This is a genomic window from Allorhizocola rhizosphaerae (assembly GCF_003426775.1).
Lineage (GTDB): Bacteria > Actinomycetota > Actinomycetes > Mycobacteriales > Micromonosporaceae > Allorhizocola > Allorhizocola rhizosphaerae.
This window is the reverse complement of sequence record NZ_QJUG01000238.1, coordinates 1-12,215: the sequence shown is the minus strand read 5'-3', so window position 1 is coordinate 12,215 and position 12,215 is coordinate 1. Positions and strand designations below refer to the sequence as shown.

Sequence of the window (12,215 nt, the reverse complement as noted above, 5' to 3'; positions counted from 1 at the left end):
CTGGAGGAGCTGTGCGGGGCGCGGGTCAGCTTGATCGGCGTGGGCCCCGGGCGCGAAGAGAATGTCGTGCGCCACGATATGCTGCCGTGAAAAAGGGGGCCGGGCCCGTAGGGCTGGGGGGCGGGAGATAATGGCGCGGGTACTTCTGATTGGCTCGGGCGGCCGCGAGCACGCCCTGGCGAAGGCGCTTTCGCAGGACGCCACCGTGATCGCGGCCCCGGGCAATCCGGGCATCGGGCAGGTCGCTTCGCTGCGCGCGGTCGACCCATTGTCGGGCGAGGCCGTTGCCGCGCTTGCCGTCGACTGCGGGGCCGATCTGGTGGTGATCGGGGCTGAGGCGCCGCTGGTGGCGGGAGTTGCGGATGCCGTGCGCGCCAAGGGAATCGCGGTCTTCGGGCCGTCGGGCGCTGCGGCCCGGCTGGAGGGGTCAAAGGACTTCGCCAAGCAGGTCATGCGCGCCGCGGGGGTGCCGACCGCCCGCTCCCGCACGTGCACCACGCCCGGCGAGGTGAAGGAGGCGCTGGCCGAGTTCGGCCGGCCCTACGTGGTCAAGGACGATGGGCTAGCGGCAGGCAAGGGCGTCGTGGTGACCGACGATTTCGATGCCGCGACCGCGCACGCCGCGGAGTGCGGGCGCGTGGTCATCGAGGAGTTCCTTGTCGGGCCGGAGGTTTCGCTGTTCGTGGTGTGCGACGGGGAATCGGCCGTGCCGTTGCTGCCCGCGCAGGACTTCAAGCGGGTGGGCGACGGCGACACCGGGCCCAACACGGGTGGCATGGGTGCCTATGCGCCGCTGCCGTGGGCCCCGCCGGATCTGGTCGACACCGTGATGGACCGGATCGTGGGGCCGACACTGGCGCGCATGCGCGAGCTCGGAAACCCGTTCCAGGGCCTGCTTTACGTGGGTCTGGCGATCACGGCGGACGGGCCGAAGGTCATCGAGTTCAACGTGCGGTTCGGTGACCCGGAGACCCAGTCGGTGCTCGCGTTGCTGGACTCGTCGTGCAGCGAGCTGCTCTACGCGGCGGCGACCGGTCGTCTGGCCGGCCTGCCTGCGCTGCGGTGGCGCGACGGGGCCGCCGTGACCGTGGTGATCGCGAGTGCGGGCTATCCGGCCGCACCCCGGACCGGCGACGAGATCGCCGACGCTGAAGGACTGCTGCACGCGGGCACCAGACTCGACGAGGACGGCATCCTGCGAAGTGCCGGTGGACGGGTGCTGTGCGCAACCGCCACCGGCTCGGATGTGCCATCAGCGCGGGCCGCCGCCTATGCGCTCGTGTCCAAGGTTCGGCTGGAGGGCGCGCATTACCGGCGGGACATTGCCGCGATTTAGTCGGGTTTTCGCCGGACGTTGTTCAACTTGCGGCCCCTTCCTGTCTCGTCACGGCAGCCGGGCCGCGGCCTTGACCGCGATCTCCTTCATCTCCGTGACCGTCTGCGGGTCGCGGAAAGCTATCTGCGTCAGCCATTCACCCTTGCGGAGGTAGACGTAATGCCACTGGTTCACCTTCACCAGAAGGGAGTCGTCCCCGGCGAACCCGCTGGCGATGATCCTGATCGTGTATCGCATGTCGTTGGTGGAGAAGCTCGCGCAGTCGGCGACCCAGCGGCGGGTGTGGTTCATTTCCCAAGTGTTGCTCTCGACATTGCCGAGGCCGACCGATTGGATGACGTCCTTGGGTCCCCTGAAGCTGTACTCGCGCCTGCCGGACCGGGCCGGAGCCGGGCCGCGATAGTGATCCGGCCGGTAGGTGGGGCAGATCGACGTGAAGTACTCCATGCGCCAGTCGCCTTGGCCCGTGCTGTCCTTCCCGGTGTAACCCGAGCCGAGATCTTCGGGCCTGAGCATGGCGGATCGCGGGACGACCTCGGTGCCACGGCTCGGGCCGCCCGGTGCGCTCGGTGACGATGAGGGCGGGCTGGGTGATGCGCTCGGCGACGGTGACGGGCTCGGTGTCGGTGAAGCGGTCGGCGTGGGGTCGGCCAGGAGCGGTGCGTCCTGCCGCGGCAGCTGTGCCACGGCGATGGCCGAGGCGGCGCCGATCAACAGCACCGTCGCGCCGGCCACCAGGCCGACCCGGCGGCGGTGACGCCGGTGAGCGGATGCCTCCATGGAGTCAAGCGACGGTGGGACGAAGGCGTGCGGTGCCTTGTCCCGATAGTTCATGAGCGCCGGAAGCACGGTCAGCTCCTCTTGCGGATCGGTCATCGGTTCACACCCCTGTCGTCGTCTCGAAGATGTCCGGCCAGTTCGGCCCGGCCGCGATGCAGCCACGAAAGCACGGTGCCGCGCGGGACACCGAGGTCTTGGACGATGTCCGCGACCGGGAGGTCGGCCAGATAGTGCAGCACGATCACGCGCCGGTGGTTGGGCGGGAGCCGGCGAAGCGCGGTCATGAGCGCCACGTTGTCCGGGCCGAGGGCCGCCGTGACGGCCTCGTTCCTGTCGTGCTGCCGGGCGAGCCGGGCGTCGCGGACGATGCGGCGCCAGCGGCTGGTGGCGAGGTTCCACGCGACACGGCGGATCCAGGCGACCGGGTCTTCGTAGTCGCGAATCTGTCGCCAGCGTTGCCAGGCACGCAGAAACGCTTCCTGCACAACGTCTTCGGCCGCTGCCGGGTCGGCCAGGTATGCGGTCAGTTGTGCGGTGAGCCGCCCGTAGTGTGTGTGATAGCAGTCGGCGAAGCCATCCGGCTGGGCCCCCGGCGGCGCGTTGGTCGCAATCCCCATTTCGGTCACGGACCATACACGCCGGGTGGGCCGGGCTGATTGCGCCTAGCTTCCGCGCAGCTGACCGGGGATCACCTTGCCGGTCACGGTACGCGGAAGGTCGCGCACGAACAGCATCGCGTTGCCCACATAGATCTGTCCAATGTGTCCATCCGGCACCGGACGGCCCGCGCGGTCCAGGATCATCACGCGCGTGCCGTGCGGCGGCCGCCCCGCCGTGCCCGGGTCGCGGCGCAGATCGCGCGGTGTGGCGATGGACGCCCACGACACTTCCGTTGAGCCGTAAAGGTTGTACAGGCAGTCGCCCCACGCGTCCATGAACACGGTCGCCAGCCCGCCGGGCAGCGCCGAACCGCTCACCGCGACGATGTGCGGCGGTTTCGCGGGCACGAGCCGCGACTCCAGCAGCCGCTGCAGCATCACCGGCACGGCGAACATCGACGTGCACCGGTATTTGTCGATGACGTGCACCGTGCCGCCCGGGTCGAACCGTCGCCGCAGCACGATGGTGGCACGCATGGCGAACGCGAGCTGGAGTGCCGCGTAGCCCCAGGTATGGAAGATGGGTGCGGCGATGTGCATGCGGTCGCCCACGCGCAGCGGGATGCGATCGATCATCGACGCGAGCGGGCCGAAGCCCTGCGGTGTGGGCCTGCGCGCACCCTTGGGCGCCCCCGTCGTACCCGACGTCAGCACGATCATCCGGCCCGCGCTTGAGCTGTGCCATCGGGCCGGTGGCCGGGTGTGCGCGATCAGACCGTCCACATTGGACTCGTCCAGGCGTTCGCACGCCGCGGAGGCCGCGATGCCCGCGAATTCGCGGTCGTGCAGGAGCAGCCGCAGCCGTTGCTGTTCGGCGACGGTCGCGAGCTGCGGCGCGGACAGTGCGGTGTTCACGAGCACCGCGTCGGCCCCGAGGATCGAACATGCGACCATGGCTTCGATGAACCCGGCGTGGTTGCGGCACAGCAGTCCGATGCGGTCCTTCTCGCGCACGCCACGGGTGGCGGCGAGCCCGGCGGCCAGACGTTGGGCACGCTTGAGCAGTTGGCGGTATGTGACGGGGCCGCGATGCTCGTCGATGACCGCGGCCTTGTGCGGGTCGCGTGCCTCGGCGGCGGGCAGTTCGGCGGCCAGCGTGAAGCCCCACCTGCGGAACGTGTTGAGCTGGTCGACGACTCGGTCCGGGCGGCCCGGGCTGAGCAGGCCCCGGCGGGCAAGCGTCTTGCCGATGAACCACACGTCCATCTGACGCACATTACCCGCCGGTAACACACGTGTGAAGCCGCGGCCATCCGCTGCTAGCGGAGAACGGCTCCGGTGATCGCGCGGGCTACGACCAGGCGTTGGATCTCACTGGTACCCTCAAAAATGGTGTAAATCTTTGAATCTCGGTACCAACGCTGTACCGGATGCTCCCGGGTGTAGCCGGCACCGCCCAGGATCTGGATGGCCTTCTCGGTCACCGAGACGGCCGTCTCGCCCGCCTTCAGCTTGGACATCGAGCCCTCGCCCGCCGCGAACGGCCGGTTGTTCTTGCCCATCCACGCCGCCCGCCAGACCAGCAGCCGCGCCGCGTCGATGTCCATGCGCATGTCGGCCAGCATGAACGCGATCGCCTGGTTCTCGACGATCGGACGTCCAAATTGGACCCTCCCGCGCGCGTAATCCAGCGCGTATTCATACGCGGCGCGGGCGATGCCGAGTGCCTGCGCCCCAACGGACGGCCGCGTCAGCTCGAATGTGCGCATCGAAGCCTGCCCCTTGGAGCTTTGGCCCTCGCGCGCTTTTTGCAAACGCTCGTCGAGCTTTTCCTTGCCGCCCAGCACGAGCGACGACGGGATGCGCACGTCGTCAAGGAACACGTCGGCCGTGTGTGACGCCCGGATGCCCAGCTTCTTGGTCTTGCCCGGCGACGAAAGCCCTTTTGTCCCAGGAGGGATGATGAAGCCGGCCTGCCCGCGCGTGCCCAGCTCCGGGTCCACGACGGCCGTGACGACGTGCACGTTGGCGATGCCGCCGTTGGTGGCGAACGTCTTCTGTCCATTCAGGACCCACTCGTCGCGTGCCTCGTCGAAGACGGCGCGCGTGCGCATCGCCCCGACGTCCGACCCCGCCTCGGGTTCGGTGGAGCAGAACGCCGCGACCTTGGGGTCGTCTTCCGTGCCGAAGCATTGCGGCACCCATTCGACCAACTGGTCGGGCGTGCCGCTGCCGTAGATGGCCGCCGTGGCGAGCGCGGTGCCCATGAGGGCCAGACCGATCCCGGCGTCGCCCCAGAACAGCTCCTCGTTGGCCAGGCAGATGGACAACCCGGTCGGGTCGGACCACGTGTTGGCCAGGAACTCAAACCCGTACAGCCCGATCTTCGCCGCCTCCTGGATGATCGGCCAGGGCGTCTCCTCGCGCTCGTCCCACTCGGCAGCGGCCGGGCGCACGACGTCGGCGGCGAAGCCGTGCACCCAGTCGCGCAGCTCGCGCTGCTCTTCGCTGAGATCGAGGGAAAACTCAGCCGTCACGATCGTGTGCCTCAGGCCTTCGGAATGTTGAACAGGTTGGCGATATTGGCGGCCAGGCCGAGATCGCCCTTGGCCTTGAGCTTGCCCGTCATGAACATCATCACCGGGTTGCCGTTGCCCGAGACGACCTTCAGGAAGTCGGCGGGGCCCATGGTCAGGGCCAGCTTCGGCTCGTCTTCGGGCTTGTCCGACAGCTTGCACGTGCCGTCGGCGATCACGATCTCGTAGGTGTCGCTGCCACCGTCGGGTCGGCCCGTGATGTTCCAATGGATGACGGCGTTGGTGTTGCCGGCTCGGTCCGGGCGGAACAGCGCGGGCATCCGGCGGAAGATCTCGTCCAGCACCTTCGTGCGCACGTCGCTGCTCATCACCTCGTTGAGCTGAGCGTCCGACGCGTTCTTGACCAGCTGGGCGAATGCGGCCGGATCGAGGTTGCTGAAGTCGGACAGGTCGATATCTGTCACTGTGGTTCTCCCTGTTGGGTTCGAAACTTACTCACGCGTAACCTTACGCCTGGGTAGGTAAGCTGGCAAGAGTGACGACGTCTCCCAAAAGGCTCCCGCGCGCCGTGCGCGAGCAGCAGATGCTCGACGCCGCTGTGCGTGTGTTCTCGCGGCGCGGGTTCCATGCCGCCAACATGGACGAGATAGCCGAGCTTTCGGGCGTCTCCAAGCCTATGGTGTACGCCTACCACGGCACGAAGGAGGAGCTCTTCCTCGCATGCCTACGGCGCGAGTCGGAGCGCATGATGACGGGCATCATCGACGCGGCCGACGGGTCCCTGCCGCCCGACGAGCAGCTGTGGCGCGGACTCAGGAGCTTCTTCGAGTTCGTCGGCGCGCACAGGGACGGATGGTCGGTGCTCTACCGGCAGGCGCGCTCACTGGAACCGTTCGCGGGCGAGCTGGCCGGCATGCGCCGGGCCATCGTCCAGGTGATCGCCCACCGGCTCGACGTCGCACTGCAGCACGAGGGGCGTCAGGTGCGCGCCGAAGACCTGACCTCGATGGCGCTTTCGCTTGTGGGAGCGAGCGAATCGCTGGCCGACTGGCTCGCCTCCCATCCGCAGGAAGACCCGGGCCGCACGGCCACCCGCCTGATGAACGCCGTTTGGCTGGGAGCCGCCCGCCTTCTGGAGGGCGAGACGTGGCGGCCCGCTAGCTGAAGATGTCTTGCGCCGTCACGGCTATGACGTCGTCGGTCAAGTGCGTGACCTCGTTGCGCGCGCAGCACATAACGCAGCGACGCCGAATCGACGTCGAGTGCGGTCGCCTTGGCCGTCAGGCCCGCATGGATCCTGGACACGTCGACCTGCTTGCCCCCGACTGCAAGCAATAAACGCAGCGACGCCGGATCGACGTCGAGTGCGGTCGCCTTGGCCATCAGGCCCGCACGGATCCTGGACGCGTCGACCTGCTTGCCCCCGACTGCAAGCAATGTTGGCTAGCTAGGTCAATTATAGGGTCACGGTCACGACGAGGCCGCCGCCGGGGCGCGGTGCGGCGGTCGCGCGGCCGCCATGGGCGTGGGCGATGGCCCGGACGATGGACAGGCCCAAGCCGAGGCCCCGGGTCGCGAGGCTGCCGGTGCGCTCGCGGCCCAGGCGCCGGAACGGTTGGAAGATGGTCTCCATCTCGTAGCCGGGCACCGCCGGGCCCGAGTTGATGACGGTCAGCCGGGCTCGGCCGTCCACTGTGGACGTGGTGACGTTGATCCAGCCGTCCTTGGGCACGTTGTGTTTGACGGCGTTTTCAATCAGATTTTGTACCAGCCGTTCGAGCAGGATCGGGTCGCCCAGACACGGCGCGGGCCCGAGCTGGCGGCTGGAGAGAATGCCGTTGGGCGGCAAAATGTCCAGCACGTGCGAGGCGACATCGGCCAGGTCCACCGGCGACCGCTCGGCGATTTCGGACTCGCTGTCGGCCAGTGTCAGCAGGCCCTCGATGAGCCGTTCGTGCCGTTCGTTGACCTTCAGCAGGGACTCGCCGAGCTGGCGCGCGTCGTCGCTCACGCCCGGCCGGGTGATGGTGAGCTCGACCAGCGCCCGGTTGAGGGCGAGCGGCGTGCGCAGCTCGTGCGACGCGTTGCCGACGAAGCGGCGCTGCGAGTCGAAGCCGTGGTCGAGCCGGGCGAGCATCTGGTCGAACGTGTCGGACAGCCGCTTCACCTCGTCCTGCGGGCCTTCGAGCGCGATGCGCTCGTGCAGGCCGCGCCCGTCGTGTGCGATCCGGGCCGCCGTGTCGGTGATCTGCTGCAGGGGTTGCAGCGCCCGCCCGGCGATCAGCCACGCGATGACCGCGGCGCCGGTGAGGATGATCAGCAGCGCGATCCCGCCCTGGGTTAGCAGCGTGTTGAGCGTCTCGCTGCGGATGTCGTTGAGCTGGCCGATGAAGACGCGCTCCAGCTGAACGGACGGCGGGTCGGCCACGCTGATGGGGCCGTCGGCCGACGCGGCCACGCCGCCGCTGATCTTCTGGGAGGGCAGTTGCCGCTCCACGAGAACGTATGTCACCGAGAGCAATACACCGCCCGCGACCAGGAACAGGGCGGAATAGAGGAACGTCAAGCGGGCTCTGATGGTCAGCTTCTTCATCGCAACCGGTACCCAATGCCGGAAATGGTTTCTATGACCGCGGGATCGCCGAGTTTCTTGCGCAGTTTCATCACGGTCATGCGCACGGTGTTGGTGAAGGGATCGGCATGCTCGTCCCACACCTTCTCCAGCAGGTGCTCGGCCGACACCACGGTGCCGTCGGCGCGCAACAGCTCGGCGAGCACCGCGAACTCCTTGCGCGCCAGATGAAGGTAGCGCCCGTCCCGGTAGGCCTCATGCCGTGCCGGGTCGAGAGTGATCCCGCCGTGCCGAAGCAGCGGCGGGGTGGCGGGGGTGGCCCGGCGCATCAGCGCGTGCACCCGCGCGGCCATCTCGACCATCGCGAACGGCTTGATCAGGTAGTCGTCGGCGCCGAGGGCGAGCCCGGCGACCCGGTCGGCCACGGCAGCGGCGGCCGTGAGCATCAGCACCCGCGTCTCGGGGCGGGAGTCGGTGATGCGGCGGCACAGCTCGTCGCCCGAAATGCCGGGGAGATCCCGGTCGAGCACCACCACGTCATAGGCGTGCACGTCGATCCGTTCGCTGGCCGCCGTCCCGTCATAGGTGACGTCGACCGCGAACGACTCCCGGCGCAGCCACTCGGCGACCGCGTCGGCCAGCACGTCCTCGTCCTCCACCACCAGCACCCGCATCGACCCATGATGACTCGCGAAGATGTAACCGCCACATAACCAAATGCGATTACGCCCCGGATACCGCGCGCGGGATCGACTGGTCGCATGAGAAGGCTGATTGCGGTGCTGGCGTGTTCGCTGGCATTGACGGTTGCCTCGGGATGCGGCAAGGCCTTGGATGACGGCCTTCCCACCGCGGGCGGCCCCGACAAATCCGACAAGAAACAGGTTTCCGGCGATCCGGCCGAGCGCATGCGCCAGTTTGCCCAGTGCATGCGTGACAACGGGGTGGACATGCCCGACCCGCAGATCGTCGAGGACGGCGAGAAGGGCGGTGAGGGCGACTTCAAGGTCGAGATGCGCCAGGACGCCGGACCGGGTGAGGCCGGCTCGGCCGCGGGACCGGGCGCTACCGACATGGAGAAGTTCAAGAAGGCCGAGGAGGCGTGCAAGGACTACATGCCCGAGGGCGGCACGCTGAGCGGTCCGGCCGACCCGCAGATGCAGGAGAAGATGCGCCAGATGGCCAAGTGCATGCGGGAGAACGGGTTTGAGAACTTCCCGGACCCACAGGAGGGCGGCGGCATCGCGATCGGGCCGGACAGCGGGATCGATCCGCGCGACCCCAAGTTCCGGGAGGCGCAGAAGAAGTGTGACGAGCAGGCGGGCCTCATGGGCGAACGCAAGACGGCGGAAGGAAAGCCCGCAACATGAACCGTCGTGCTTTCCTCCTCACCGGCGGGATCGGGGCCGCGGTGCTCGCCGCGGCCTCGGCCGGGTTCGCCTACGGACTGCCCACGGGGACGGCCAAACCCCAGGCGACAAGCACCGGCCCGCGCAAGACCGCTCAGGTGACGCGGCAAACGCTGGCCGACACCGAGTCGAAGAACGGCACTCTGGGCTACGGCTCGACGACGTCGGTCTCGTCGAAGCTGAACGGCACCCTCACCCACCTCGCGGAGGCGGGTTCGACCGTCCAGCGTGGACAGACACTGTTCAAAGTGGACGAGCTGCCGGTGGTCCTGATGTATGGCGCTTTGCCGCTCTATCGGCCGCTGCGCTCGGGCATGGAAAGCTCCGACGCCGACGTCAAGCAGTTCACCGAAAACCTTAAGGCGCTCGGATTCTCGGGCTTCACGTCGTCGGCCATCAAGAAGTGGCAAAAGAGTCTCGGCCTGGAGCAGACCGGTGTGGTGGAACCGGGCCGCATCGTCTACGCGCCGGGACCGGTCCGGATCGACTCGGTGTCCGCGTCGATCGGTGATGCCGCGCCGGGGCAGACCATTCTTTCCTATACGGGTACCCGACGAGTCGTCACCACGTCTCTTGACGTCGATGACGCGCGCCTGGCGACCGTCGGCGCGGCGGTGAAGGTGACGCTGCCCGACGGCAAGGCGCTGGACGGCAAGGTCGAAAGCGCGAAGACGACCGTGCAGCCGGGCCAGAACGGCGGCGATCCCACCACCGAGATCGATGTCGTGATCGGGCTCGGCGACGCGGCCGTGGCGCTGGAGAAGGCGTCGGTGAAGATCGCGTTCACCGCGTCCGTACGGGAGAAGGTGCTGACCGTGCCGGTCGCGGCGCTGCTCGCCCTGCGCGAGGGTGGATACGGGGTGGAACTCGTGTCCGCGGACGGTTCCTCCCGCGTGATCGCGGTCAAGACCGGGCTGTTCGCGGCGGGCCGGGTCGAGGTCAGCGGCGATGGGCTGACCGAGGGCGGCACCGTCGGGATGCCTTCATGATCCGGCTGCGCGAGGTCACCAAGACGTACCCGGGCGGGGTGCACGCGCTCGCCGGGGTCAGCCTGTTCATAGGTTCGGGCGAGCTGGTCGCGATCGTGGGCCCGTCGGGCTCCGGCAAGTCGACCATGCTGCATGTGATCGGGGCGCTCGACCGGCCGACCTCGGGGGCGGTCGAGATCGCCGGGCACGATTTGGCCGCGCTCAGCGACCGGCAGCTGTCGGCCTTGCGCGGGAGCCGGATCGGGTTCGTGTTCCAGCAGTTCCATCTCGCCCCCGGCATGTCCACAGTGGACAACGTGGCGGACGGGTTGCTGTACAACGGGATCCCCCTCGGCGAGCGGCGCAGGCGGGCGGTGGCCGCGCTGGAGCGGGTCGGGCTGGGCCATCGCCTGACCCACCGGCCGCACGAGCTGTCGGGTGGCGAAAAGCAGCGGGTCGCCATCGCCCGCGCGGTCGTGGGCGAACCGCCGCTGCTCCTGGCCGACGAGCCGACCGGCAACCTCGACACCGCCTCGGGCTCGTCGGTCATCGAGTTGCTGCGCGAACTGCACTCCGACGGGACCACGGTCGTCGTCATCACGCACGACCGGGACATCGCGGGCGCCATGCCGCGCCAGATCACGATGCGGGATGGGGTGACCACATGTTGAGGCCTCCCCGGCTACGGTTCGCCGATCTGCTGCGGGTCGGCGCGATCGGGTTGCGCACGCGCAAGACACGGGCGTTCCTGTCGGCGTTGGGTATCGCGATCGGGATCGCCGCGATGGTCTCGGTCGTGGGCATCTCGTCGTCGTCGCGCGCCGAGCTCGACCGCACGCTGGCCGCGCTCGGGACCAACCTGCTCACGGTCGGGCCGGGCAACACGTTCTTCGGCGAGCAGGCGTCGCTGCCACGCGAGGCCGCATCGATGATCGGGCGGATCCGGTCGGTCACGTCCGTCTCCGAGTCGGCGAAGATCAGCGCGAACGTGTATCGCAGCGACCGGATACCCACCGTGGAATCCGGCGGGTTGAGCGTGCGCGCCGTGTCGCTCGGGCTGCTGGGCACCGTCGGCGGTGCCGTCCAAAATGGAACCTGGCTGAACGACGCGACCGCTCGATATCCGGCCGTCGTCCTCGGCTCGAAGACCGCCGAAAGGCTCGGCATCACGTCGGCCGACGGGGAACGCCAGATCTGGCTGGGCGGCAAGTGGTTCACCGTGATCGGGATCCTCGCGCCGATCCCGCTCACGCCGGAGCTGGACACGTCCGCGCTCATCGGCTGGGAGGCCGCGCAGTCCTATCTGGACTTCGATGGCAACGCCACGATGATTTACACGCGGACGCTGGACCACGCGGTCGAGGCCGTGCGATCGGTGCTCGCGGGCACCGCGAACCCGGGCGCGCCCAACGAGGTCAAGGTGTCCCGCCCGTCGGAGGCGCTGGCGGCACGCCAGGCCACCGACAAGACGTTCACCGGGCTGCTGCTCGGGCTCGGCTCGGTGGCCCTGCTCGTCGGCGGGGTGGGCGTGGCCAACACGATGGTCATCTCGGTGCTTGAGCGGCGGGCCGAGATCGGGCTGCGGCGCTCCCTCGGGGCGACGCGGGGCCAGATCCGCGGGCAGTTCCTGATGGAGTCGCTCCTGCTGGCCGCGCTGGGCGGGGCCGGAGGGGTGCTCCTGGGCGGTGTGGTCACGACCGGGTATGCGCTGGTGCAGGCGTGGCCCAGCGTCATACCCGCTTGGGCGAGTCTGGGCGGGATCGGTGCGACCGTCGTGATTGGAGCGGTCGCGGGACTCTACCCCGCCATGCGCGCGGCCCGCCTGAGCCCGACGGAGGCCCTTGCGGCGCCTTAATATCCGCAGCGGGTGGGCCCGGATCGCTTCGCGCCCGGCCACACCCGCGCAAGAGCACGGCTTCGCCTGAACAGAGTTAAACCCGATGTTCGCAGCGGGTGTGCCCGGATCGCTTCGCGCCCGGCCACACCCGCGCAAGAGCACGGCTTCGCCTGAACA

13 protein-coding genes are annotated in these 12,215 nt (G+C 68.7%); 6 read left to right on the top strand and 7 right to left on the bottom strand.

Translation table 11 applies throughout. The features are described from left to right. Positions 1 to 130 precede the first annotated feature (130 nt). Positions 131 to 1,336: a phosphoribosylamine--glycine ligase gene (purD, locus tag DM816_RS34655; RefSeq protein ID WP_117214684.1), complete on the top strand. Its 1,206-nt coding sequence runs from the start codon at positions 131 to 133 to the stop codon at positions 1,334 to 1,336. 48 nt (positions 1,337 to 1,384) lie between these two features. Here purD and DM816_RS34650 read toward each other — a convergent pair whose 3' ends face one another. Genes DM816_RS34650 through DM816_RS34630 form a run of 5 tightly spaced genes read right to left on the bottom strand, consistent with a single transcriptional unit; the run spans position 1,385 to position 5,716 of the window. After that, the gene (locus DM816_RS34650; RefSeq protein WP_117214683.1) at positions 1,385 to 2,212 is read right to left on the bottom strand and encodes a hypothetical protein; all 828 of its coding nucleotides are present in this window, start codon (positions 2,210 to 2,212) and stop codon (positions 1,385 to 1,387) included. Beyond that, positions 2,209 to 2,733 (bottom strand): RNA polymerase sigma factor, encoded by a 525-nt coding sequence (locus DM816_RS34645; protein ID WP_117214682.1) that lies wholly within the window; start codon positions 2,731 to 2,733, stop codon positions 2,209 to 2,211. Before DM816_RS34645 ends, DM816_RS34650 begins: the two co-directional genes overlap by 4 nt. A gap of 45 nt (positions 2,734 to 2,778) precedes the next feature. After that, positions 2,779 to 3,981, bottom strand: coding sequence for an AMP-binding protein (locus DM816_RS34640; protein WP_117214681.1), 1,203 nt, complete (start codon positions 3,979 to 3,981; stop codon positions 2,779 to 2,781). Between the two features lie 53 nt (positions 3,982 to 4,034). After that, entirely contained in the window at positions 4,035 to 5,252 is a 1,218-nt protein-coding gene (locus DM816_RS34635) for an acyl-CoA dehydrogenase family protein (protein ID WP_117214680.1), read from the bottom strand. Positions 5,253 to 5,263: 11 nt separating this feature from the next. Continuing rightward, positions 5,264 to 5,716 carry an SCP2 sterol-binding domain-containing protein gene (locus tag DM816_RS34630; protein WP_117214679.1) on the bottom strand — a complete coding sequence of 151 codons (453 nt, stop codon included), beginning with the start codon at positions 5,714 to 5,716 and terminating at the stop codon, positions 5,264 to 5,266. Positions 5,717 to 5,835: 119 nt separating this feature from the next. Here DM816_RS34630 and DM816_RS34625 point away from each other — a divergent pair, with 119 nt between their 5' ends. Then, positions 5,836 to 6,417, top strand: a complete 582-nt coding sequence (locus DM816_RS34625) for a TetR/AcrR family transcriptional regulator (RefSeq protein ID WP_117214686.1) — start codon at positions 5,836 to 5,838, stop codon at positions 6,415 to 6,417. Positions 6,418 to 6,708: 291 nt separating this feature from the next. Here DM816_RS34625 and DM816_RS34620 read toward each other — a convergent pair whose 3' ends face one another. After that, a complete protein-coding gene (locus DM816_RS34620; protein WP_117214678.1) occupies positions 6,709 to 7,845 on the bottom strand; it encodes a sensor histidine kinase in 1,137 nt (378 codons plus the stop codon). Next, positions 7,842 to 8,498, bottom strand: coding sequence for a response regulator transcription factor (locus DM816_RS34615; protein WP_170318910.1), 657 nt, complete (start codon positions 8,496 to 8,498; stop codon positions 7,842 to 7,844). Before DM816_RS34615 ends, DM816_RS34620 begins: the two co-directional genes overlap by 4 nt. A gap of 87 nt (positions 8,499 to 8,585) precedes the next feature. Between DM816_RS34615 and DM816_RS34610 the strand changes: the two genes are divergently transcribed. Genes DM816_RS34610 through DM816_RS34595 form a run of 4 tightly spaced genes read left to right on the top strand, consistent with a single transcriptional unit; the run spans position 8,586 to position 12,056 of the window. Continuing rightward, on the top strand, positions 8,586 to 9,194 hold the full coding sequence (locus DM816_RS34610) for a hypothetical protein (RefSeq protein ID WP_117214677.1): 609 nt from the start codon (positions 8,586 to 8,588) through the stop codon (positions 9,192 to 9,194). Continuing rightward, positions 9,191 to 10,222, top strand: a complete 1,032-nt coding sequence (locus tag DM816_RS34605; protein WP_117214676.1) for an efflux RND transporter periplasmic adaptor subunit — start codon at positions 9,191 to 9,193, stop codon at positions 10,220 to 10,222. The genes DM816_RS34610 and DM816_RS34605 overlap by 4 nt, the downstream gene beginning before the upstream one ends. Then, a complete protein-coding gene (locus DM816_RS34600; RefSeq protein ID WP_117214675.1) occupies positions 10,219 to 10,872 on the top strand; it encodes an ABC transporter ATP-binding protein in 654 nt (217 codons plus the stop codon). Before DM816_RS34605 ends, DM816_RS34600 begins: the two co-directional genes overlap by 4 nt. After that, the gene (locus DM816_RS34595) at positions 10,866 to 12,056 is read left to right on the top strand and encodes an ABC transporter permease (RefSeq protein ID WP_117214674.1); all 1,191 of its coding nucleotides are present in this window, start codon (positions 10,866 to 10,868) and stop codon (positions 12,054 to 12,056) included. The genes DM816_RS34600 and DM816_RS34595 overlap by 7 nt, the downstream gene beginning before the upstream one ends. Positions 12,057 to 12,215: the final 159 nt, after the last annotated feature.

Coding starts and splice junctions, on each gene's coding strand:
- DM816_RS34600 (WP_117214675.1), top strand. CDS start 10,219: ATGATCCGGCTGCGCGAGGTCACCAAGACGTACCCGGGCGGGGTGCAC.
- DM816_RS34615 (WP_170318910.1), bottom strand. CDS start 8,498: ATGCGGGTGCTGGTGGTGGAGGACGAGGACGTGCTGGCCGACGCGGTC.
- DM816_RS34625 (WP_117214686.1), top strand. CDS start 5,836: ATGCTCGACGCCGCTGTGCGTGTGTTCTCGCGGCGCGGGTTCCATGCC.
- DM816_RS34650 (WP_117214683.1), bottom strand. CDS start 2,212: ATGACCGATCCGCAAGAGGAGCTGACCGTGCTTCCGGCGCTCATGAAC.
- purD (WP_117214684.1), top strand. CDS start 131: ATGGCGCGGGTACTTCTGATTGGCTCGGGCGGCCGCGAGCACGCCCTG.
- DM816_RS34620 (WP_117214678.1), bottom strand. CDS start 7,845: ATGAAGAAGCTGACCATCAGAGCCCGCTTGACGTTCCTCTATTCCGCC.
- DM816_RS34605 (WP_117214676.1), top strand. CDS start 9,191: ATGAACCGTCGTGCTTTCCTCCTCACCGGCGGGATCGGGGCCGCGGTG.
- DM816_RS34640 (WP_117214681.1), bottom strand. CDS start 3,981: ATGGACGTGTGGTTCATCGGCAAGACGCTTGCCCGCCGGGGCCTGCTC.
- DM816_RS34595 (WP_117214674.1), top strand. CDS start 10,866: ATGTTGAGGCCTCCCCGGCTACGGTTCGCCGATCTGCTGCGGGTCGGC.
- DM816_RS34645 (WP_117214682.1), bottom strand. CDS start 2,733: ATGGGGATTGCGACCAACGCGCCGCCGGGGGCCCAGCCGGATGGCTTC.
- DM816_RS34610 (WP_117214677.1), top strand. CDS start 8,586: ATGAGAAGGCTGATTGCGGTGCTGGCGTGTTCGCTGGCATTGACGGTT.